26 protein-coding genes are annotated in these 19,110 nt (G+C 64.4%); 23 read left to right on the forward strand and 3 right to left on the reverse strand.

The features are described 5' to 3' along the window. The first annotated feature begins 1 nt into the window (after position 1). The 14 genes from RFN30_RS08465 to RFN30_RS08530 all read left to right on the forward strand — a co-directional run bounded on the left by RFN30_RS08465 (position 2) and on the right by RFN30_RS08530 (position 10,597). Positions 2 to 223, forward strand: coding sequence for a hypothetical protein (locus tag RFN30_RS08465; protein WP_320261647.1), 222 nt, complete (start codon positions 2 to 4; stop codon positions 221 to 223). After that, entirely contained in the window at positions 220 to 2,316 is a 2,097-nt protein-coding gene (gene kdpB / locus RFN30_RS08470; protein ID WP_320261648.1) for a potassium-transporting ATPase subunit KdpB, read from the forward strand. The genes RFN30_RS08465 and kdpB overlap by 4 nt, the downstream gene beginning before the upstream one ends. Before the next feature lie 12 nt (positions 2,317 to 2,328). Continuing rightward, positions 2,329 to 2,892 carry a potassium-transporting ATPase subunit KdpC gene (gene kdpC / locus RFN30_RS08475; protein WP_320261649.1) on the forward strand — a complete coding sequence of 188 codons (564 nt, stop codon included), beginning with the start codon at positions 2,329 to 2,331 and terminating at the stop codon, positions 2,890 to 2,892. A 54-nt stretch (positions 2,893 to 2,946) separates the two neighbouring features. Continuing rightward, positions 2,947 to 5,670 (forward strand): DUF4118 domain-containing protein, encoded by a 2,724-nt coding sequence (locus RFN30_RS08480; protein WP_320262067.1) that lies wholly within the window; start codon positions 2,947 to 2,949, stop codon positions 5,668 to 5,670. Further along, a complete protein-coding gene (locus RFN30_RS08485) occupies positions 5,667 to 6,359 on the forward strand; it encodes a response regulator transcription factor (RefSeq protein WP_320261650.1) in 693 nt (230 codons plus the stop codon). Before RFN30_RS08480 ends, RFN30_RS08485 begins: the two co-directional genes overlap by 4 nt. A gap of 121 nt (positions 6,360 to 6,480) precedes the next feature. Continuing rightward, positions 6,481 to 6,786 carry a hypothetical protein gene (locus tag RFN30_RS08490; RefSeq protein ID WP_320261651.1) on the forward strand — a complete coding sequence of 102 codons (306 nt, stop codon included), beginning with the start codon at positions 6,481 to 6,483 and terminating at the stop codon, positions 6,784 to 6,786. A 144-nt stretch (positions 6,787 to 6,930) separates the two neighbouring features. Continuing rightward, positions 6,931 to 7,398, forward strand: coding sequence for an NUDIX hydrolase (locus RFN30_RS08495; protein ID WP_320261652.1), 468 nt, complete (start codon positions 6,931 to 6,933; stop codon positions 7,396 to 7,398). Positions 7,399 to 7,600: 202 nt separating this feature from the next. Continuing rightward, positions 7,601 to 8,071 (forward strand): nucleoside deaminase, encoded by a 471-nt coding sequence (locus tag RFN30_RS08500; protein WP_320261653.1) that lies wholly within the window; start codon positions 7,601 to 7,603, stop codon positions 8,069 to 8,071. Between the two features lie 150 nt (positions 8,072 to 8,221). After that, positions 8,222 to 8,545 carry an ArsR/SmtB family transcription factor gene (locus tag RFN30_RS08505; protein ID WP_320261654.1) on the forward strand — a complete coding sequence of 108 codons (324 nt, stop codon included), beginning with the start codon at positions 8,222 to 8,224 and terminating at the stop codon, positions 8,543 to 8,545. After that, on the forward strand, positions 8,542 to 8,952 hold the full coding sequence (locus RFN30_RS08510; protein WP_320261655.1) for an SRPBCC family protein: 411 nt from the start codon (positions 8,542 to 8,544) through the stop codon (positions 8,950 to 8,952). Before RFN30_RS08505 ends, RFN30_RS08510 begins: the two co-directional genes overlap by 4 nt. A 78-nt stretch (positions 8,953 to 9,030) precedes the next feature. After that, positions 9,031 to 9,423 (forward strand): VOC family protein, encoded by a 393-nt coding sequence (locus RFN30_RS08515; protein WP_320261656.1) that lies wholly within the window; start codon positions 9,031 to 9,033, stop codon positions 9,421 to 9,423. A 35-nt stretch (positions 9,424 to 9,458) separates the two neighbouring features. Then, positions 9,459 to 9,686 carry a hypothetical protein gene (locus RFN30_RS08520; RefSeq protein WP_320261657.1) on the forward strand — a complete coding sequence of 76 codons (228 nt, stop codon included), beginning with the start codon at positions 9,459 to 9,461 and terminating at the stop codon, positions 9,684 to 9,686. Continuing rightward, positions 9,686 to 10,135 (forward strand): DUF1801 domain-containing protein, encoded by a 450-nt coding sequence (locus RFN30_RS08525; RefSeq protein WP_320261658.1) that lies wholly within the window; start codon positions 9,686 to 9,688, stop codon positions 10,133 to 10,135. The genes RFN30_RS08520 and RFN30_RS08525 overlap by 1 nt, the downstream gene beginning before the upstream one ends. Positions 10,136 to 10,213: 78 nt before the next feature. Next, entirely contained in the window at positions 10,214 to 10,597 is a 384-nt protein-coding gene (locus RFN30_RS08530; RefSeq protein WP_320261659.1) for a DUF1801 domain-containing protein, read from the forward strand. Here the strand turns inward: RFN30_RS08530 and RFN30_RS08535 are convergent, their stop codons facing one another. Further along, the gene (locus RFN30_RS08535; RefSeq protein ID WP_320261660.1) at positions 10,598 to 11,152 is read right to left on the reverse strand and encodes a GNAT family N-acetyltransferase; all 555 of its coding nucleotides are present in this window, start codon (positions 11,150 to 11,152) and stop codon (positions 10,598 to 10,600) included. A 126-nt stretch (positions 11,153 to 11,278) separates the two neighbouring features. Further along, positions 11,279 to 11,509, reverse strand: a complete 231-nt coding sequence (locus RFN30_RS08540) for a YdeI/OmpD-associated family protein (protein WP_320261661.1) — start codon at positions 11,507 to 11,509, stop codon at positions 11,279 to 11,281. A gap of 142 nt (positions 11,510 to 11,651) precedes the next feature. Between RFN30_RS08540 and RFN30_RS08545 the strand changes: the two genes are divergently transcribed. Then, positions 11,652 to 12,107, forward strand: a complete 456-nt coding sequence (locus RFN30_RS08545; protein ID WP_320261662.1) for a DUF2214 family protein — start codon at positions 11,652 to 11,654, stop codon at positions 12,105 to 12,107. On the opposite strand, the gene nth is transcribed toward RFN30_RS08545, so the two are convergent. After that, positions 12,104 to 12,904, reverse strand: coding sequence for an endonuclease III (nth, locus tag RFN30_RS08550; protein WP_320261663.1), 801 nt, complete (start codon positions 12,902 to 12,904; stop codon positions 12,104 to 12,106). The two genes, RFN30_RS08545 and nth, sit on opposite strands and share 4 nt — an antisense overlap. Before the next feature lie 22 nt (positions 12,905 to 12,926). On the opposite strand from nth, the gene RFN30_RS08555 reads away from it, so the two are divergent. The 8 genes from RFN30_RS08555 to RFN30_RS08590 all read left to right on the forward strand — a co-directional run bounded on the left by RFN30_RS08555 (position 12,927) and on the right by RFN30_RS08590 (position 19,096). Next, entirely contained in the window at positions 12,927 to 13,421 is a 495-nt protein-coding gene (locus RFN30_RS08555; protein WP_320261664.1) for a DUF2244 domain-containing protein, read from the forward strand. 170 nt (positions 13,422 to 13,591) lie between these two features. Next, on the forward strand, positions 13,592 to 14,497 hold the full coding sequence (locus tag RFN30_RS08560; protein ID WP_320261665.1) for a methylated-DNA--[protein]-cysteine S-methyltransferase: 906 nt from the start codon (positions 13,592 to 13,594) through the stop codon (positions 14,495 to 14,497). Between the two features lie 235 nt (positions 14,498 to 14,732). Continuing rightward, positions 14,733 to 15,203: a hypothetical protein gene (locus tag RFN30_RS08565; protein ID WP_320261666.1), complete on the forward strand. Its 471-nt coding sequence runs from the start codon at positions 14,733 to 14,735 to the stop codon at positions 15,201 to 15,203. 38 nt (positions 15,204 to 15,241) lie between these two features. After that, on the forward strand, positions 15,242 to 15,619 hold the full coding sequence (locus RFN30_RS08570; protein ID WP_320262068.1) for a PDZ domain-containing protein: 378 nt from the start codon (positions 15,242 to 15,244) through the stop codon (positions 15,617 to 15,619). Then, positions 15,586 to 16,113, forward strand: coding sequence for a hypothetical protein (locus RFN30_RS08575; RefSeq protein WP_320261667.1), 528 nt, complete (start codon positions 15,586 to 15,588; stop codon positions 16,111 to 16,113). The genes RFN30_RS08570 and RFN30_RS08575 overlap by 34 nt, the downstream gene beginning before the upstream one ends. Next, positions 16,091 to 16,585, forward strand: a complete 495-nt coding sequence (locus RFN30_RS08580) for a hypothetical protein (RefSeq protein ID WP_320261668.1) — start codon at positions 16,091 to 16,093, stop codon at positions 16,583 to 16,585. Before RFN30_RS08575 ends, RFN30_RS08580 begins: the two co-directional genes overlap by 23 nt. A gap of 151 nt (positions 16,586 to 16,736) precedes the next feature. Next, positions 16,737 to 17,639, forward strand: coding sequence for a ribokinase (locus RFN30_RS08585; RefSeq protein WP_320261669.1), 903 nt, complete (start codon positions 16,737 to 16,739; stop codon positions 17,637 to 17,639). Positions 17,640 to 17,644: 5 nt separating this feature from the next. Continuing rightward, positions 17,645 to 19,096 carry an amidase gene (locus RFN30_RS08590; protein WP_320261670.1) on the forward strand — a complete coding sequence of 484 codons (1,452 nt, stop codon included), beginning with the start codon at positions 17,645 to 17,647 and terminating at the stop codon, positions 19,094 to 19,096. The last annotated feature ends 14 nt before the right edge of the window (positions 19,097 to 19,110 follow it).

Raw genomic sequence — 19,110 nt, forward strand, 5'->3', positions numbered from 1 at the left:
GATGACCATGCCCTGGTTCAACATCAGACGCCGGAATGACCGGCAACCTCCCGATGACGGAGAGGACGAGAGTCCTCGTCCCTTTCCGACCCTGTCGACCTTCCTGGCGATAGCGGCCGTGCTCTTCGTCATCTGGCTGCTGGCGTCCGCCCTTCCGCACCTGTTCCCGAAGACCGAGCACCCGGCGCCGTCCAACATCACCGACACTGGAGCCCCGAAATGAGCCAGTCCAAATCCGCGAGCATCCTGGATGCCCGCATCCTGGTGCCCGCCATCGGCGGCGCCGTTCGCAAGCTCGATCCGCGCACATTGATCCGCAATCCGGTGATGTTCGTTGTCGCAGTCGTCTCGCTGCTCACCACCGTGCTTTTCATGCGCGACCTGGTCACCGGCGGCGGCGATCTCGGCTTTACGCTGCAGATCATCATCTGGCTGTGGTTCACCGTTTTGTTTGCCAACTTCGCCGAAGCCGTGGCCGAAGGCCGCGGCAAGGCGCAGGCCGACTCGCTGCGCAAGGCGCGCACCGAAACCCAGGCCAAGCTGCTCATCAACGGCGAGGACCGCTCGAAGTTCAAGCTGGTGCCCGGCACCAGCCTGAAGGTCGGCGACATCGTGCTGGTCGAGGCCGGCGACATCATCCCGTCCGACGGCGAGGTGATCGAAGGCGTGGCCTCCGTCAACGAGGCCGCGATCACCGGCGAATCCGCGCCCGTCATCCGCGAGTCCGGCGGCGACCGCTCGGCCGTCACCGGCGGCACGCAGGTGCTGTCCGACTGGATCCGCGTGCGCATTTCCGCCGCCTCCGGCCAGACCTTCCTCGATCGCATGATCTCGCTCGTCGAGGGCGCGGAACGCCAGAAGACTCCGAACGAGATCGCGCTCAACATCCTGCTCGTCGGCATGACGCTGATCTTCGTCCTGGCGACCGCGACCATCCCGAGCTTCGCCTCCTACTCCGGCGGCTACATCTCGGTGACGATCCTCGTCGCCCTGTTCGTGACGCTGATCCCGACCACGATCGGCGCGCTGCTCTCAGCCATCGGCATCGCCGGCATGGACCGCCTGGTGCGCTTCAACGTGCTCGCCATGTCCGGCCGCGCCGTCGAGGCCGCCGGCGATGTCGACACGCTGCTCCTCGACAAGACCGGCACCATCACGCTCGGCAACCGCCAGGCGACCGAGTTCCGTCCGGTCAAGGGCGTCACCGAGCAGGAGCTGGCGGATGCGGCGCAGCTTGCTTCGCTAGCGGATGAAACGCCGGAAGGCCGCTCGATCGTCGTGCTCGCCAAGGAAAAATACGGCATCCGCGCCCGCGACATGGCGACCTTGCATGCAGCCTTCGTACCCTTCACCGCGCAGACCCGCATGAGCGGCGTCGACGTCGACGGCTCGTCGGTACGCAAGGGCGCTGTCGATGCGGTGCTCGCCCACGTCAACCAGGCAACGGTCGCGGCCCATGGCACGCGTCCGACGAGCGAGACGATCCGCGACCTGCAGGCCATTGCCGCCGAGATCGCCAAGGCCGGCGGCACGCCGCTGGCGGTCGAGCGCGACGGGCGCCTGCTCGGCATCGTCCACCTCAAGGACATCGTCAAGGGCGGCATCCGCGAGCGTTTCGCCGAGCTGCGCAAGATGGGCATCCGCACGGTGATGATCACCGGCGACAACCCGCTGACCGCGGCGGCGATCGCGGCGGAAGCCGGCGTCGACGACTTCCTCGCGCAGGCGACGCCCGAGAACAAGCTGTCGCTGATCCGCGAGGAACAGTCCAAGGGCAAGCTGGTCGCCATGTGCGGCGACGGCACCAACGACGCCCCGGCGCTTGCCCAGGCCGATGTCGGCGTCGCCATGAACACCGGCACGATCGCCGCGCGCGAGGCCGGCAACATGGTCGACCTCGACAGCGACCCGACCAAGCTGATCGAGATCGTCGAGATCGGCAAGGCGTTGCTGATGACCCGCGGTTCGTTGACCACCTTCTCGATCGCCAACGACGTGGCCAAGTATTTCGCCATCATCCCGGCTATGTTCGCGGTCTTCTACGTCGCGCCCGGCCAGTCCGCCGGGCCGCTGCAGGCGCTCAACATCATGCATCTGGCGACGCCGCAGAGCGCCATCCTGTCGGCCATCATCTTCAACGCGCTGATCATCATCGCACTGATCCCGCTGTCGCTGAAGGGCGTGAAATACCGCGCCATCGGCGCCGGCGCGCTGCTCACCCGCAACCTGCTCGTCTACGGCCTCGGCGGCATCATCGTGCCGTTCGTCGGCATCAAGGCGATCGACCTGATCGTCGCGGCCCTCGGCCTCGCATAAGGATTTGCTCCGATGTTCAAGCAACTCAGACCCGCGATCGTCATGATCGTCTTCTTCACGGTGCTCACCGGCCTCGTCTATCCGATCGGCATGACCGGCATCGCCCAGGCGCTGTTTCCCAGGCAAGCCAACGGCAGCCTGATCGAGAAGGATGGCAAGGTCATCGGCTCCGAGCTGATCGGCCAGGCCTTCGCCAACGACCGCTATTTCCATGGCCGGCCGTCGGCCGCCGGTGACGGCTATAACGCCGCCTCCTCCAGCGGCGCCAATCTCGGCCCGACCAATCCGAAGCTGATCGAACGCATCAAGGGCGATGCCGAGAAGCTGAAGGCTGAGAACCCGAACGCGCCGGTGCCGATGGACCTCGTCACGACGTCCGGCAGCGGCCTCGACCCCGACATCAGCCCCGAGGCTGCCTATTTCCAGATTCCGCGGGTTGCCAAGGCCCGCGGCATCGACGAGGCCAAGGTGAAGTCGCTTGTCGACAGCCATGTCGAGGAGCGCGAGCTGGGCCTCATGGGTGAGCCGGTGGTCAACGTGCTCGCCCTCAATCTCGCGCTGGACGACCTGAAATAGCCAGCACCTCGCCGGGGATCGACACGATCGCCGGCGCAATCCATGATTGGACTGATGCCCGACGACAGGACGAACCACGAAACCAGACCCTCTCCCGACGCGCTGCTGGAGCATGCCGAGCGGGAGGGCCGCGGTCGGCTGCGGATTTTCCTCGGCGCTGCTCCCGGGGTCGGTAAGACCTACGAGATGCTGATGGCAGGCCGCGCCCGGCTGGCCGACGGCCTTGACGTTGTGATCGGCGTCGTCGAAACGCACGGCCGCAGGGAAACCCAGGCGCTGGTCGACGGCTATGAGGTGATCCCGCGCCGCGAGGTCGAATACAGGGGCCGCACCCTCGACGAGATGGATATCGACGCCATCCTGAAACGGCGCCCGGCGCTGGTTCTGGTTGACGAGCTCGCCCACACCAACGCGCCCGGCAGCCGCCATCCCAAACGCTACCTCGATGTGCAGGAAATCCGGTCGCAAGGCATCGACGTCTACACCACGCTCAACATCCAGCATGTCGAAAGCCTGAACGATGTCGTGGCGCAGATCACCCGCGTCCGGGTACGCGAGACGGTTCCCGATTCCATCATCGACGAGGCCGACGATATCGAGGTCATCGACCTCACTCCCGACGACCTGATCAAGCGGCTGCATGAGGGCAAGGTCTATTTCCCCCAAACCGCCCAGCGCGCGATCGAGAACTATTTCTCGCCGGGCAATTTGACGGCGCTGCGCGAGCTGGCGCTGAGACGCACCGCCCAGCGCGTCGACGAGCAGCTTCTCAACCACATGCAGTCGCACGCCATTCCCGGGCCTTGGGCCGCCGGCGAACGGGTCCTGGTCTGCGTCGATCAGCGTCCGGGCGGCGCCGCCCGCATCCGCTACGCGCGCCGGCTCGCCGATCGGCTGCGGGCGCCGTGGACGGCGCTGCATGTCGACACGCCTCGCCTTGCCGGCATGTCCGAGGAGGACAAAGACCGGCTGGCAACGAACCTGCGCCTTGCCGAGCAACTCGGCGCCGAGGTGACGACCATCCCCGGCCAGAACGTCGCCCAGGATATCGTGCGCCACGCGACCACGAACAACTTCACCCACATCGTCATCGGCCGGCCGACCCGCTCGCGCTGGCGCGAGCTGATTGAAGGTTCGCTCACTTACGATCTGATCCGCAATGCCGGCGACATCAGCGTCCATGTCATTTCGGGCGCCGAGCGAGATACCGAGGCCGCCTCACCGAGGGTCAAGGCCGCGGCCGAGCAGAAGCCCTTTCAGATTTGGCCGTATCTGTTCTCCACCGCCTATGTCGCCGGCGCGCTGGCCGTCAGCTCGATCCTCGATCAGTTCCTCGATGTCCGCAATCTCGCCAGCGTCCTGCTGCTGGCGGTGCTGACATCGGCGGTGACGTTTGGGCTCTGGCCGGCGCTCTATGCCTGCTTCCTGAGCGCGCTTGCCTTCAACTTCTTCTTCCTCGAGCCGCGCTACACGCTGACGATCAGGGACCCCGAAAGCATCGTCGCCTTCGCAGTCTTCCTCGTTGTCGCCGTCATCGCCAGCAATCTGACAGCGCGCGTGCAGCGCCAGGCGGTCGCCGCCCGTTCTCGCGCGCGTGCCACCGAAGACATCTATTCTTTCTCGAAAAAGCTCGCCGGCGCCGGCACGCTCGACGACGTGCTGTGGGCAACGGCCTTCCAGATCGCCTCCATGCTGAAGGTGCGCGTGGTGCTGCTTCTGCCCGAAAACGGCACCATCACTGTCAAGGCCGGCTATCCCCCCGACGACACGCTTGCCGAGGCCGATATCGCAGCCGCCCGCTGGGCCTGGGAGCACGACCGCCCGGCCGGGCGCGGCGCCGACACGCTGCCGGGCGCCAAGCGCCTTTACCTGCCCCTGCGCACGGGGCGCACGGCCGTCGGCGTCGTCGGCCTCGACAACGACAAGCAGGGGCCGTTGCTGACGCCCGAGCAGCAGCGTCTTCTCGACGCGCTTGCCGATCAGGCGGCGGTCGCCATCGAGCGCATCCAGCTTGTCGCCGATGTCGATCGCGCCAGGCTGGCGGCGGAAGCGGACCGGCTGCGCACGGCGCTGCTCACCTCGATCTCGCATGACCTCAAGACGCCGCTTGCCGCCATCATGGGCGCCGCAGGCACGCTGCGGGAATATGCGGCCGCCCTGCCCGAAAAGGACCGCGCGGACCTTCTGTCGACCGTGGTCGACGAATCGGAGCGGCTGAACCGCTTCATTGCCAACCTGCTCGACATGACCAAGATCGAGTCGGGCGCCATGGAGCCGAATTACGCTTTCCACTTTGTCGGCGACATCGTCGGCTCGGCGCTCGATCGAGCCCGAAAGATCACCGGCGAGCACCGGATCGACACCGACATCCCGCTGGACCTGCCGATGCTGCGCCTCGACCCTGTCCTTTTCGAGCAGGTGCTGTTCAATCTTCTCGACAACGCCGCGAAATATGCGCCGCCCGGCTCGGCCATCCGCCTGCAAGGCTGGGTCGACAACGGCTCCGTCATCCTGCAGGTCATGGACGAGGGACCGGGCATTCCGCCCGACGACCTCGAGCGGATCTTCGACACCTTCTACCGCGTGCGCAAGCGCGACCAGGTCCGCGCCGGCACGGGTCTCGGCCTGTCGATCAGCCGCGGCTTCGTCGAGGCCATGGGCGGCACGATCTCAGCGGCGAACCGCACCGACCGTCCGGGCGCGATCTTCACCATCCGCATCCCGGTGCCGGAGGAAATTCCGGATCTGGCTGTCGCCAAAACGGATGACGCAGCATGACCAGTCAGACCGTCAGCATCCTGGTCGTCGACGACGAGCCGCCGATCCGTAAGCTGCTTCGCGTCGGCCTTGGCAGCCAGGGCTATACGGTATCCGAGGCGCCGAGTGCCAAGGCGGCGATCGAGCTCATGCAGGCGGAGCGGCCCGACCTGATCCTGCTCGACCTTGGCCTGCCCGGCATGACCGGCCTCGAGCTGCTCGGCAAATGGCGCAGCGACGGCCTCGATATTCCGGTCGTCATCCTGTCGAGCCGCACCGATGAAGCCGGCATCGTCCAGGCGCTCGAGCTCGGCGCCGACGACTACGTGACGAAACCCTTCGGCATGAACGAGCTCGTCGCCCGCATCCGCGTGGCGCTGCGCCACAAATTCCAGCAGCCGGGCGAGAAGCCGGTTTTTCAGACCGGCGATCTCAGCGTCGACCTCGTCAAACGCATCGTCAAGGTCGAGGGCAAGGACGTAAAACTGTCGCCGAAAGAATACGACATCCTGCGCATGCTCGTGCAGTATGCCGGCAAGGTGCTCACCCACCAGTTCTTGATGAAGCAACTCTGGAACGACTCGACCGACGTGCAATATCTGAGGGTCTATGTCCGCCAGTTGAGGCAGAAGATCGAGAAGACGCCGGACCAGCCGCGCTACATCATCACCGAGACCGGCGTCGGCTACCGTTTGCGCGACGTGGATTGAAGGGAAAACGAGCGGCCGACGGCAGGCGACGATGCCGCGAGATCAGTCCCTTAAACCATGGTACATCCGGGCAAATGCCCTACATTATGGGCAGGTTCTGTTTTCATGCGGGAAGGAAGCGATGTCGCATCCTCACTTATCGGCGGTTTTGCTTTCGGCGGCTCTGTCTGCAGCCGCCCTTTTTGGCGCGGCTTCATACGCTTCGGCTCAGGTTGTCATCCCGACAAACCGCAACACCCTGATCGAGCAGAACGAACTGCAGACGCTCCGGAACCAGCTGCAGCGGCAGCAGTTCCAGCAACAGCAGCAGTTCTACCGCGAGCAGGACCGGCAGATCGTGCCGAAGGCTCGCCCCGAAGTGCCGATCGTCAAGCAGAATTGTCAGTCTCAGGTGATTGGCACCACCATTTCGCGGGTCTGCCGCTGACATTTTTCTTTTTTCGGTTTATTTAGCCGACTTAACGTCGACAAAAGTCCGATTGAAAGGACGGCGATTTTGGGGTTTGCAAGAGCGGAATTTTTGCCGTGCGGATAACGTAGGGCAGCAATGCCGCTCTCATCGGATTTTGGGATGGCAACAGCCAAGAAGAAAGCAGTACGCAGGGCAAGGAAAGGAGAGCGTATCCGCCAGGTGGCGGCTATCCCCTTTCGTCTGCGCGGAGACGGCCAGCTTGAAGTGTTGTTGGTCACCTCGCGCACGACCAGGCGCTTCATTGTGCCCAAGGGCTGGCCGATGAAGGGCAAGGGCGGGCGCAAGGCGGCCGCGATCGAGGCCCAGGAAGAGGCGGGCGTGCTGGGCAAGGCGCTGAAGCAGCCTGCCGGTGGCTACTCTTATTGGAAGCGGATGGCCAGCCGTTTTGTCCGTGTCGACGTGGTGGTCTATCTGCTGGAGGTCACCGAGGAGATGGCCGACTGGCAGGAAGCCGCCAACCGCCAGCGGGCTTGGCTGCCGGCGGCCGACGCGGCTCTGCTGATCGACGAACCGGAGCTTTCGACGCTGCTCCGGGATTTGACGATCCACGCGACCGTTCCGGCCTGACAGGACCTTCCTACCCGGCATCGCCGGGAAACGGCCGTGCAGAGGCGGTCTCGGAGTAGACCGAATTGGAATTTCCGGCATGCCAAATGCCGATGTCGCCGCGCCTGGAGCAGGTGGACGATCAAGCGACGGTTAGCTCTTGCCAATCGCCTTCCTTGGCAGCAATCTCGCCTCAAACAGCCGGCGCGATAGGGGTTTTGCCATGATCCGCGATCAGATGCTCGCCCACCTTCGATCCGCCGACGCCGTTGCGCGCGAGGCGGCGGCGCATGGGCATCATCCGTTCGGCGCGGTGCTGGTCGGGCCTGACGATCGCGTGCTGATGCGGCAGGGCAATCTCGACACGGTGCGCCATGCCGAAACCGAGCTCGCCCGGCGCGCCGCGGCGGCCTACGAGCCGGAGTTCCTGTGGCAATGCACGCTTGTCACCACCGGCGAGCCCTGCGCGATGTGCACAGGAACGCTCTACTGGGCGAATATCGGCCGGCTGGTCTACGGCTTCGAGGAGACCGAGCTTCTCGCGCTCACCGGGGATCACGCAGCGAATCCGACGATGAGCTTGTCTTCGCGCACCGTACTCGGCTCCGGCCAGAAAAAGATCGAGGTCTTTGGCCCCTTTCCCGAAATCGCGGACGAGCTGCTCGCACCGCACCGCGATTTCTGGAAGCGCTGACGCGGGGACTGCGGCAAGGGACGGTCCGCGACGATGCCGTGATGGGATCGTCCTGCCGCTCGATGCTTCCGCCCGCGCAACTCTTCGGCTTGACTCACACATATCTCAATGGTTATACGTCAATCAATAGCCGCTGAGTTATCGATCCCTATGTCGAACGCGCATGATACGCTCTTCCGGACGCTTGCCGATCCGACAAGACGCGCCATTTTTGAGCGTCTGTGCCGTCAAGGCGAGCAGACGGTCGGCGCGCTGACGGCGCAGGCCGGAGTGTCGCAGCCGGCGGTGTCGAAGCATCTCGGCCTTCTCAAGGAAGCCGGGCTGGTGCGCGATCGCCACGAGGGCCGGCAGACCCACTACAGCGCGCAGCTTGGTGCGCTGGCGCCGCTGATGGACTGGACACGTGAGATGGCGGGCTTCTGGGAGAGCCGGTTCGATGATCTCGAGGATCTGCTGAAGAGGATGGATCAATGAACGATATGCCGGCCGGAACGCGCTCCGTCGTCGTCGAGCGCGAGATTCCCTATCCGCCGGAAAAGATCTGGCGGGCGCTGACCCAACCGCATCTCATCGAGGAGTGGCTGATGAAGAACAACTTCAAGCCGGTCGTGGACCACCGTTTCGAACTGAGCGCGGACTGGGGCGGCGTCGAGTGCCAGGTCCAGACCGTCGAGCCCAACAAGACGCTGTCCTACACCTGGGACACCAAGGATCTGGAGAGCGTCGTCACCTGGACCCTCACCCCGACGGGCACGGGAACCCATCTGCGCATGGAACAGACGGGCTTCCGCGCGGATCAGCAGTCCTACTACCGGGGCGCCACCGTCGGCTGGCAGAGGTTCCTTACAGCCCTGGAAGAGGTGCTGGCGCGGATCGACTGAGGTCCCGCCGAAGGGGTTCAAAAAAGCGGAAGCTGTTGGCGGGTGGCAACCTGCAGGCGCAAGCAATGGAGGCATGCGATGAAGATCAAGCTGACGAGCATCTATGTCGACGACCAGGAGAAGGCTCTTGGCTTCTATACGGACGTGCTGGGCTTCACCAAGAAAGCCGATTTCACCAACGGGCCGTTCCGCTGGCTGACAGTCGCCTCGCCCGAAGACCCGGACGGCACCGAGCTGCAGCTGGCGCTGAACGACAATCCGGCTGCCAGGACCTACCAGCAGGCCATCTTCAAGCAGGGCCAGCCGGCGCTGATGCTGTTCACCGACGACATCAAGGGCGACCACGAGCGCATCACGGCAAATGGCGGCAGCTTCGCCATGGCGCCGACCGAGGTGACCGGCTCGACCATCGCGCAGCTCAACGACACCTGTGGCAATCTCATCCAGATCACCCAGCTGGCGCGCTGGTAAGCCGACGTTCATTCATTCTTTCAGAGGAGGCAGCATTGGACTGGAGCAAATGGATCAGGCAGTTGCATCGCTGGCTGTCGATCATCTTTACCGTGACCGTCATCGCCAACTTCGTCGCCATGGCATTGGGCGAGCCTCCCGCCTGGGTGGTCTATTCGCCGCTCCCGCCGCTCTTCCTGCTGCTGTTCAGCGGCCTCTATATGTTCGTGCTGCCCTATGCCGCAAGACGGCATGGCGAGCGCGAGCAGGTGGAGTCGGCCTAATGGCGAAGGCGAAATCGCCGAAGGTTGCCGCCGGCGCCTCGAGCGCGAAGCCCATGCTGCTTTCGGGCGGCAACCCGCAGATCGCCAAGGGCTATGGCGACGCGCCCGTGCAGGCCTATATCGCGGCGATGCCGGGCTGGAAGAGCGAGGTCGGCCGCAGGCTCGACCAGCTCATCATGCGGGCCGTTCCCGAGGCGCAGAGGGCCGTCAAATGGAACTCGCCGTTTTACGGGATGGAAGGCGAAGGCTGGTTTCTCGGCATTCACTGCTTCGCCAAATACATCAAGGTGGCCTTCTTTCGCGGCATATCGCTGAAGCCGGTGCCGCCCGTCGAATCCAAGAGCAAAGACACGCGCTATTTCCACATCCATGAGGACGACCAGCTCGATGAAGCGCAATTCGTCTCCTGGGTGAAACAGGCAAGTCAATTGCCTGGCGAACGAATGTAGGCGCATTATCCATCAAGCAGGGCTCGCCTGAGGAGGCATCATGGCGATCCATTCATCCAGAACACGGAGAAAAGCGGCGTGCAGGAAAGCAAATCTCCTTCCGAGCTGATCGATGGGCGTATCGCGGAATTGGGCGACTGGCGAGGCGAGATGCTTGGCCGGCTGCGCGCCCTGATCAAGCAGGCCGATCCCGACGTCAGCGAGGCATGGAAGTGGCGCGGCGTGCCGGTCTGGGAGGACGCCGGGATGATCTGCACCGGCGAGACCTACAAGGCGGTCGTCAAGCTGACCTTCGCCAAGGGCGCGGCGCTGCCCGATCCCTCAGGCCTCTTCAACTCCAGCCTCGAGGGCAACACAAGGCGCGCCATCGACTTTCGCGAGGGCGAGGAGATAGACGAGGGAGCGTTCAAGGCTCTCGTCCGTGCAGCCGTGGCCCTGAACAATCTGAAAGCCAAGCGCTGATCAACCGAGATTGCCTCCGGCCGGCCTCCCCAGCAGAATCGTCGGCATGTCGTGATAGGTGGTCCGCAGGATTTCGCGATAGCCGTTCTTCTCCGCCACCTTGAGCGAAGCGCCATTGTCGGGATCGATGATGCAGACGGTCCTGCCTCGCCCGAACACCGCGTCCCCCCAGGCGACGATGCGCCCGACGACTTCGCTCGCAAGTCCCTGGCCATGCGCGGTCGACGCCAGCGCCCAGCCGGCCTCCGGCACACCTTCGATCGACGGCTCGATCTCGCGCTTGAGATCATGGAACCCGGCCTCGCCGATGAACCGGCCTGTCGCCTTGTCCTCGATCGCCCAGAATCCATAGCCGAGCAGCGACCAGAGCCCGGCATGCCGCAGGAAGCGCATCCAGCTTTCCTCGCGGGTGCGCGGCTTGCCGCCAATGAAACGGGTGACGCCGGGGTCCGCCCACATCGCGACATAGGTCTCGAAATCATCGAGCCTGTGGAACCGCAGGACGGTCCGCGCCGTTTCCAGGATCGGCACGCCGGCTTCCCTTCCAATGCTCATGGCATTCACCTCTGTTGAGGCGGAAGCCTTAGCAAACCAGCATGTTCGAACAAGGGCCAGGATGGCCGGAGCCATCTTCCAGAGGCAAGCAAGGTGACCGGCAGGCAAAACTCCGGAGGACCGGCTTCAGCCGCGCCAGGCCATGTTCATATAGACGCTGCCGAGCGCCAGTTCGTAGAGCATCTGGTTAAGCCGCTTCTGCCTCGTTTCAGGGCGTTTGGCGCGGGCGATCCAGCCGAGATAGTCGTTCCGCTGATAGTCCGGCCGCGCATCATAGGCGGCCATCAGTCCCCGCTCCGCGAGTACAGCTCGAACGTCTTCAGGCATCGGATTGAGGGCACGTTTCAGTCGGCTCATGGTTTCAAGCAATAGACTGCCGGCAGGTGGCGTCAACGACGCTTATGGTTAGCTTGCGCATATGGGATTTTGCCTCGCGATGCTACTCTGCAACCGCCGAGAACTGATTCAACACTCGCGCTCTTCGATCGAAGGAAGAAACATGGACACCACCGACCTTTTGCTGGCGATCGCCCATCATCTTCTGGTGTTCTCGCTGGCCGGCATCATCGGCGCCGAATTCGTGCTGGTGCGCGGCGAGTTGGGGGCGGCGACGCTCAAGCGCCTTGCCGGCATCGACCGCCACTACGGCATCATCGCTGCGCTGATCGTCGTCGTCGGCATCTGCCGGGTGTTCTTCGGGCTGAAAGGCTGGGAATTCTACGTCTACAACTGGGTGTTCTGGGCAAAGATGGCGACCTTCATCATCGTCGGCCTGCTGTCGATCGTCCCGACAATGCGCTTCATCTCCTGGAACAGGCAGGCGAGCGGCAATCCCGCTTTCTCGGTGCCGGCGGCGGAACTCGCCTCGGTGAAGAACTATGTCCGCGCCGAGGGCCTGATCTTCCTGCTGATCCCGGTCTTTGCCGCGGCGATGGCGCGCGGCTACGGCTACTAAACCTCTGCGGGAAAAGCCTCTTTCAAGGGCGCGATCGACACCAGCGGCGCCGGCACGTCGGTGGTCTTTTCCTTGGATTTGCAGATGTCGGCAATCACGCAGGCCGGGCAGTCCGGCTTGCGCGCCTTGCAGACATAGCGGCCGTGCAGGATCAGCCAGTGATGCGCGTGGCGCATATATTCAGCCGGGATGACCTTCAAGAGCCCCTGCTCAACCTGTTCCGGCGTCTTGCCGGGCGCCAGCCCGATCCGGTTGCCGATGCGGAAGATATGCGTGTCGACCGCCATCGTATGCTGGCCGAAGGCGACGTTGAGCACCACATTGGCGGTCTTGCGTCCTACGCCCGGCAGCTTGACCAGTTCGTCCCGGTCCTCCGGCACCTTGCCGGCAAAGTCGTCGATCAGCGCCTTTGAGAGCGCAATCACGTTCTTGGCCTTGTTGCGCCACAGCCCGATGGTGCGGATGTAGTCGCCGACCTTGGCCTCGCCGAGCGCCAGCATCTTCTGCGGCGTGTCGGCCACCGCAAACAGCTGCTTCGTCGCCTTGTTGACGCCAGCATCGGTCGCCTGCGCCGACAGCACCACCGCGATCAGCAGCGTGAAGGGATTGACGTAGTCGAGTTCGCCCTTCGGCTCGGGCCGCTGCACCGAAAACCGTCGGAAAATCTCGTGCACCTCGGCGGGTGTGTAGAGCGAGCGCGATCCGCCCTTCCGCGATGGCGTTTTCGCACTACCGCCTGTGGCGGAGGCTGATGGCTTTTTGACGGATAGGGAATTTTTGGACTTGGGGAGCGCCATTCCCTTCCTATAATATTTCACTATGAGCGACACAAACGCCTCGTTCGAAGCCGACAAGCCATTTTTCCACGCCCTGCTGACGCCGCATCGTTCCCTCGGCCGCACCGGCTTTCTGATATTGATGGGCGCGCTGATGTTCGGCTGGGCGGTCACCGGCGCGATCTTCCTGGCGCATGGCGCATGGCCGGTCTTCGGCTTCTTCGGTCTGGACGTGGCCGCCGTCTACATCGCCTTCCGCGTCAACTATCGGGCGGCCCGGGCGCGTGAGGAAATATCGGTCTCGCGCACCAGCCTCGACATCCGCAAGACGGCGCCCTCTGGCCGCTTCGAGGATCATCGCTTCAACCCGTTCTGGACGCGGTTTTCGATCGCCCGCCATGCCGAGATCGGCATCACCAAAATGGCCGTCGAGGCGCAAGGCAGAAGCGTTTCGATCGGGTCTTTCCTGGACCCCGACTCCCGCGAAAGTTTTGCGACTGCCTTTTCGCGCGCGCTGGCGACCGCCAAGGCGCGCTGAGGGTCTCCCTCGCCCCCGTCAGACTTACCTTTTCGCCGGCCATGATTGTCCCTTCGGTTCGAGCCAGCTCTATCTGGGTATGGGCAAGGGAAGGCAAGTTTCGGGTGGTGGCAAAGAGGGGGAAGACCGATATTCGCGGTCAAGAAGATATTGCCATGGGAGATATTGCCATGAACGCTCAGATGACCATGAATACCCTGATGAAACCGACAGCGATCCTGCAGAACGACATCACGCCTGAAGGCAGCGACTACGAAGTCGTGCGCCGCGCCATCGAGAAGATCAGCCTCGATTATCGCGACCAGCCCTCGCTGGAGGTCCTGGCCGAAGCCGTCGGCGAGACGCCGACCGGCCTGCAGAAACTGTTCACGCGCTGGGCCGGCCTGTCGCCCAAGGCCTTCCTGCAGGCGGTGACGCTGGATCATGCTCGCAGGCTGCTCGATTCCGGCATGCCGCTACTGGAAACCTCGTTCGAGCTCGGCATGTCAGGCCCCGGCCGGCTGCACGACCTCTTCGTCACCCACGAGGCGATGTCGCCCGGCGACTACAAGACCCGCGGCGCTGGCCTCACCATCCGCTACGGCTACCATATCTCGCCCTTCGGCATCGCGCTCATCATGGTCACCGACCGCGGACTGGCCGGCCTCGCCTTCTGCGATGCCGGCGGCGAGCGGGCCGCCTTCGCCGACATGTCCGGCCGCTGGCCGAACGCGACTTACGTCGAGGACATGTCGGCCACCCAGCCCTATGCCGCGCGCGTCTTCGATCCGACGCTCTGGCGTGCCGACCAGCCGCTGCGCGTGGTGATGATCGGCACGGACTTCCAGCTGCGTGTCTGGGAAGCGCTGCTGCGCATCCCGATGGGCAAGGCCTGCACCTATTCCTCGATCGCGGCGAGCATCGGCGCGCCGAACGCAAGCCGTGCGGTGGGCGCGGCGGTCGGCGCCAATCCGATGTCCTTCGTGGTTCCTTGCCATCGTGCGCTCGGCAAGTCCGGTGCCCTCACCGGCTACCACTGGGGCCTGACGCGCAAGCGCGCCATCCTCGGCTGGGAAGCGGGCCAGGTGGCGTCCTGAACCTCGATTTTTCTGCACAGCATTGCGAAAAACCGTGGGTCGCAATATAAGCAAGTATAATCGAAACAAAATATCCCGACTATCCGGGCAATGCAACCGGCAGCAACCTCTGGTTTCGCCGGTTGTATTTGGAGTTGCTTGCCGTTTCTATTTCAGTTAACGCTAAATTAACCACGATAAAGGGATGATACCCCTTACATTGAGCCGCACTGTCCGGCTCGAAAGAGGGGTCTCAATGAAGCTTTTTCGCGCCGCAATGGCCGCGAGCCTGCTGGTCGCCTGTGCTGGCCAGACTGCCTTGGCGGCCACCGGAAACGTGCTGTTCAACGGCACCATCACCGCCACCTGCACGGTCACGATCAACTCCAACGGCACGATGACCGTCAGCAGCAATCTTCAGTCGCTGAGCTCTCACAATGCCGGCGGTTCGGCCGGCAGCGCCCAGGTCGATACCACCGGGGGCGTCACGCTCAGCGTCGATCCGGTCACCACCACCACCGTCCCGGCCTCGGACACCACAGCCACGACATGGACCCCGACCTTCGCCACCTCCGGTGCACAGACCATTGCCGAAACCGGCACCGCGACGGCGCTGACGGTACCGGGCACATCGACGGTCGCGGTCAATCTTGCCGGCACCAAGAGCGGTACGAACCGTTTCTCCGCCGGCAACTACCAGGCAACCGTGACACTGCGCTGCGAATAGCCCTCTCGCGAAAGGAGCGGTCCTTGAGAACGATTGCAATGCTGGCGGCGGGGCTGACCGCCATGCTGTCTCCCATTGCCGCAACGGGCCAGTCGATGACGCCGATGCGGGGAGAGGTGAGGTCTTTCACCGATGCTTTCGCGGTCCGGGTCTTTCCCGGTAACCCGTACGACCAGCGCATACGCGTCGAAATCCATGTCTATGATCAGGATTTCCAGCCTATCGACGCCAAGGTCACGCCGAGCACCTTTCTTCTGGCCGGCCAGGCGTCGCGTCCGGTCCTGGTGGTGGTGCCATTCGACGGCGCGAACGAGCGTAAAGTGCGTATCTGTACCGAGAGTATCCCCTTTCCAAGCGAGCAGACGCAGATAAGGGCGCAGATATGCGGAAAGTTCTTCGGGCATCGCAGGTTCTGACCCTCTCCCTGCTGCCCGCCTTGGCGGTCGCAAGCCAGGGGTTTGCCGAGGATATCCTGAACCTGAACCAGAACCAGACGGGTTTCACCTTGCCCGGCGTCACCCTGCCCCAAGGCCAGGACGAGGTTCATGCCAGCGACGGCACGACCTGCCGCTCGGCCGTTTCAGGCAGCGGCGCCTATCTGGATGTCGGCGTCATCCGCGGCAACAGCAACAGCCAGTCGAACAGCGACATCGCCACTTACGGCCGCGTGGTGGTCCCGATCGGGCGGACGCCGAAGCGCGTCGATTGCAGCCGCCTCTATGAACTCGAGGTCGAGCGCCTGCAGCTTGAATTGAAGCTTCTCAAGATGGGCCTCGGCGCCGACGGCCAGACGGGGAGCGTGGCTGCTCCAGCTCCCGCAACCGCCCCCGCCCCCGCATCAACCGCATGGGCCAATGAAGGCTGGAGCATCAGAGGCACAACCGGCAATGGCAAGAAAAAGAAGAAGTAGTAGTAGTAGTAGTAGTCGCGCGCCGCTCGCGATAGCGTTGCTTGCCGGCTTCTCCCTGCCAGCCCAGGCGGCGATTGTCGGCACCTGCACTATTGTAATCGGCGCCTCGGGGACGATGAAATCGAACCCTGCCATCAACATATTCGGTTCCAAGCAGGCGGGCGGGTCGAGCGCCGGCGCTACCATCACCGCAAGCTCGCTGCTCTGCACTATCCTCAACCTGCTCGACTGCTATTCCGTCTCCGCGCCGGCGCCCATCGCCTTCACGTCCGCGCCGAGCGGTGGCGACACCAACGTCACCTTCGACACCGTCTTCCGCCTCGATGACTCCGGACTCGATGTTCCAGGCAGTTCGCCGCAGCGCGTCACCAATGGAACCCACTCCATCCAGGTCGATCTCACAGCGACGAAATCGTCCGGCATCTTCCCGGCGGGCAGTTATCAGGGCACTGTCACGGTGCGCTGCGAATGATGCTGTGGGCCGGCGAAGCGCACAACCGGCTTGATCTGGCAATAGGCGATCTTTGCGGCTAGCCTCCCGCGCAATCAATTGCGTAAAAGCAAGGACTTGGAGCGCATCGGCCTTCGATCGAAGGCTGGCCCGCTCCGGCAGGAGGCGTTTCTTGATCATCATCGTCGGCTCGATCAACCTCGACCTGATCGCCAATGTCGACCGCTTGCCGGAGCCCGGCGAGACGGTCCGCGGCTCGGGCTTCGCTACCGCTCCCGGAGGCAAGGGCGCCAACCAGGCGCTGGCCGCCGCCCGCGCCGGCGCCAAGGTGCGCATGGTGGGCGCCGTCGGCAAGGATAGCTTTGCCGCCGAAGCGCTGGCGCTGCTGAAAGCCGGCAATGTCGATCTTTCCGGCGTCGGCGAGAGCTTCGCCTCCACCGGCACGGCGCTGATCCTGGTCGGCGCCGACGGCGAGAACGTGATCGCCGTCGTGCCGGGCGCCAACGATTCGGTGCTTCCGGCCGACATCGCCAAGGCGTATCTGAAGAAGGGCGACGTCGTACTCCTGCAGCACGAGATCCCGCTGCCGACGGTGGACGCGGCGCTCGATGCAACCCGCTCGGCAGGCGCCGTCAGCGTGCTCAACACCGCGCCTTTCCGCGCCGATGCCGCCGGCTTTCTCGGCAAGGCCGACTACGCCGTTGCCAACGAGACCGAGTTCGACCTCTATGGCGAAGCGCTGGCGCTCTCCGGCCCAGACCGGCAGGCGCGGATGCGCGACTATGCCCAAAAGACCGGCCGCGCCATCGTTGTCACGCTTGGCGGCGACGGCGTGCTGGCCGCCACGCCCGACCAGTTCCTCACCGTTCCGGCGCTGAAGATCGCCCCGGTGGACACGGTCGGCGCCGGCGACACCTTTTGCGGCTATTTTGGTGCCGGCCTGTCGTCCGGCCTTTCGCTCGAAGAGGCGCTCACGCGCGCCGCGGCCGCGGGTTCGCTTGCCTGCCTGAAGCCTGGCGCGCAGCCGGCCATCCCGCTGGCGAAGGATGTCGACGCCGCCTTGGCCGCGCGGTGACGGCGATGCGTCCTGTAACCAAGCATGCCGTACCGACGGCCGCCGACATCTGCCGCCTGTCCGCCGTGGAGCTTGCCGACAAGATCAGGCAGCGGCAACTGTCGGTGCGCGAAGTCGTCAGCGCCTTTCTCGACCGCATCGAGGCCGTGAACCCGCTGGTCAATGCCATTGTCTCGCTGCGCGAGCGCGCCGACATCCTCGCCGAAGCCGACAGGGCCGATGCCCATCTGGCGAAGGGCGGCGCGGCCGGATCGCTGTTCGGCCTGCCGATCGCGATCAAGGACCTGGCCTTGACCAAGGGCCAGAGGACGACCTTCGGCTCGCCGATCTTCGCCGATTTCATCCCGCAAGAGGACGACTTCTTCGTCGAGCGCGTCCGCAAGGCCGGCGCCATCATCATCGGCAAAACCAACGTTCCGGAATTCGGGCTGGGTTCCAACACTTACAATCCCGTCTTCGGTCCGACGCTCAACGCCTTCGATCCGGCGCTCACCGCCGGCGGCTCGAGCGGCGGCGCGGCGGTGGCGCTGGCGCTCGACATGGTGCCTGTAGCCGACGGCAGCGACTTCGGCGGCTCGCTGCGCAATCCGGCGGCCTACAGCAACGTCTACGGCTTCCGGCCCTCGCAGGGTCTGGTGCCGGCCGGCCCCGACATCGATGTCTTCCACGCCCAGATGGGCGTCGAAGGGCCGATGGGCCGGAACGTCGCCGACATCGCGCTGCTGCTCGACGAGCAGGCCGGCTACCATCCGCACGCGCCATTGTCGCATGACAAGCAGGGCTCGTTCCTCGAAGGCTTGGGGACGAAAGCTACCGGCGGCCGCATCGCCTGGCTCGGCGATCTCGGCGGCCACCTGCCGATGGAGCACGGAATCCTCGAACTTTGCGAAAGCGCGCTGGCCCGCTTTGCCGAGGCATCCTTCGTCAGCGAAGCGCTGGTGCCGGATGTCGATTTCGAGGCGCTGTGGCAGGCCTTCGCGACGCTGCGCCAGGCAAGCAGCGGCTGCGGGCTGAAGGCGCACTATGACGATCCGGAAAAACGCAAACTTTTGAAACCTGAAGCGGTTTGGGAAATCGAGCAGGCGATGCGTCTCACCGCGCCGCAGATCCATGCCGCCTCGGTCCGGCGCTCCTCGTGGCACAAGACGCTGCTGTCGCTGTTCGAGCGCTTCGACCTCGTCGTCCTGCCGACGGCGCAGGTCTTCCCGTTCGACGTCGCCACGCATTGGCCGCGCGAGGTCGCCGGCCGGACGATGGACAGCTATCACCGCTGGATGCAGGTCTCGGCCTTCGCCACCTTGGGCGGCTGCCCGGCGCTCAACGTGCCGGTCGGCTTCGACAAAAGGGGCCGACCGATGGGCATGCAATTGATCGGCCGGCCGCGCGGCGACCTCGCCGTGCTCAGAGCCGGCACCGCCTATGAGGCGACGCTGCCCTGGCCGGCGGGCGCTGCCTGACGGACTGCGCTGCG

Source organism: Mesorhizobium dulcispinae (assembly GCF_033977345.1).
Taxonomy (GTDB): Bacteria; Pseudomonadota; Alphaproteobacteria; order Rhizobiales; family Rhizobiaceae; genus Mesorhizobium; species Mesorhizobium dulcispinae.

Excerpts from the sequence above, each read along its gene's own strand:
- RFN30_RS08465 (WP_320261647.1), top strand. The coding sequence starts at position 2 with ATGACCATGCCCTGGTTCAACATCAGACGCCGGAATGACCGGCAACCT.
- kdpB (WP_320261648.1), top strand. The coding sequence starts at position 220 with ATGAGCCAGTCCAAATCCGCGAGCATCCTGGATGCCCGCATCCTGGTG.
- kdpC (WP_320261649.1), top strand. The coding sequence starts at position 2,329 with ATGTTCAAGCAACTCAGACCCGCGATCGTCATGATCGTCTTCTTCACG.
- RFN30_RS08480 (WP_320262067.1), top strand. The coding sequence starts at position 2,947 with ATGCCCGACGACAGGACGAACCACGAAACCAGACCCTCTCCCGACGCG.
- RFN30_RS08485 (WP_320261650.1), top strand. The coding sequence starts at position 5,667 with ATGACCAGTCAGACCGTCAGCATCCTGGTCGTCGACGACGAGCCGCCG.
- RFN30_RS08490 (WP_320261651.1), top strand. The coding sequence starts at position 6,481 with ATGTCGCATCCTCACTTATCGGCGGTTTTGCTTTCGGCGGCTCTGTCT.
- RFN30_RS08495 (WP_320261652.1), top strand. The coding sequence starts at position 6,931 with ATGGCAACAGCCAAGAAGAAAGCAGTACGCAGGGCAAGGAAAGGAGAG.
- RFN30_RS08500 (WP_320261653.1), top strand. The coding sequence starts at position 7,601 with ATGATCCGCGATCAGATGCTCGCCCACCTTCGATCCGCCGACGCCGTT.
- RFN30_RS08505 (WP_320261654.1), top strand. The coding sequence starts at position 8,222 with ATGTCGAACGCGCATGATACGCTCTTCCGGACGCTTGCCGATCCGACA.
- RFN30_RS08510 (WP_320261655.1), top strand. The coding sequence starts at position 8,542 with ATGAACGATATGCCGGCCGGAACGCGCTCCGTCGTCGTCGAGCGCGAG.
- RFN30_RS08515 (WP_320261656.1), top strand. The coding sequence starts at position 9,031 with ATGAAGATCAAGCTGACGAGCATCTATGTCGACGACCAGGAGAAGGCT.
- RFN30_RS08525 (WP_320261658.1), top strand. The coding sequence starts at position 9,686 with ATGGCGAAGGCGAAATCGCCGAAGGTTGCCGCCGGCGCCTCGAGCGCG.
- RFN30_RS08535 (WP_320261660.1), bottom strand. The coding sequence starts at position 11,152 with ATGAGCATTGGAAGGGAAGCCGGCGTGCCGATCCTGGAAACGGCGCGG.
- RFN30_RS08540 (WP_320261661.1), bottom strand. The coding sequence starts at position 11,509 with ATGAGCCGACTGAAACGTGCCCTCAATCCGATGCCTGAAGACGTTCGA.
- RFN30_RS08545 (WP_320261662.1), top strand. The coding sequence starts at position 11,652 with ATGGACACCACCGACCTTTTGCTGGCGATCGCCCATCATCTTCTGGTG.
- nth (WP_320261663.1), bottom strand. The coding sequence starts at position 12,904 with ATGGCGCTCCCCAAGTCCAAAAATTCCCTATCCGTCAAAAAGCCATCA.
- RFN30_RS08555 (WP_320261664.1), top strand. The coding sequence starts at position 12,927 with ATGAGCGACACAAACGCCTCGTTCGAAGCCGACAAGCCATTTTTCCAC.
- RFN30_RS08560 (WP_320261665.1), top strand. The coding sequence starts at position 13,592 with ATGAACGCTCAGATGACCATGAATACCCTGATGAAACCGACAGCGATC.
- RFN30_RS08565 (WP_320261666.1), top strand. The coding sequence starts at position 14,733 with ATGAAGCTTTTTCGCGCCGCAATGGCCGCGAGCCTGCTGGTCGCCTGT.
- RFN30_RS08570 (WP_320262068.1), top strand. The coding sequence starts at position 15,242 with ATGCTGGCGGCGGGGCTGACCGCCATGCTGTCTCCCATTGCCGCAACG.
- RFN30_RS08575 (WP_320261667.1), top strand. The coding sequence starts at position 15,586 with ATGCGGAAAGTTCTTCGGGCATCGCAGGTTCTGACCCTCTCCCTGCTG.
- RFN30_RS08580 (WP_320261668.1), top strand. The coding sequence starts at position 16,091 with ATGGCAAGAAAAAGAAGAAGTAGTAGTAGTAGTAGTAGTCGCGCGCCG.
- RFN30_RS08590 (WP_320261670.1), top strand. The coding sequence starts at position 17,645 with ATGCGTCCTGTAACCAAGCATGCCGTACCGACGGCCGCCGACATCTGC.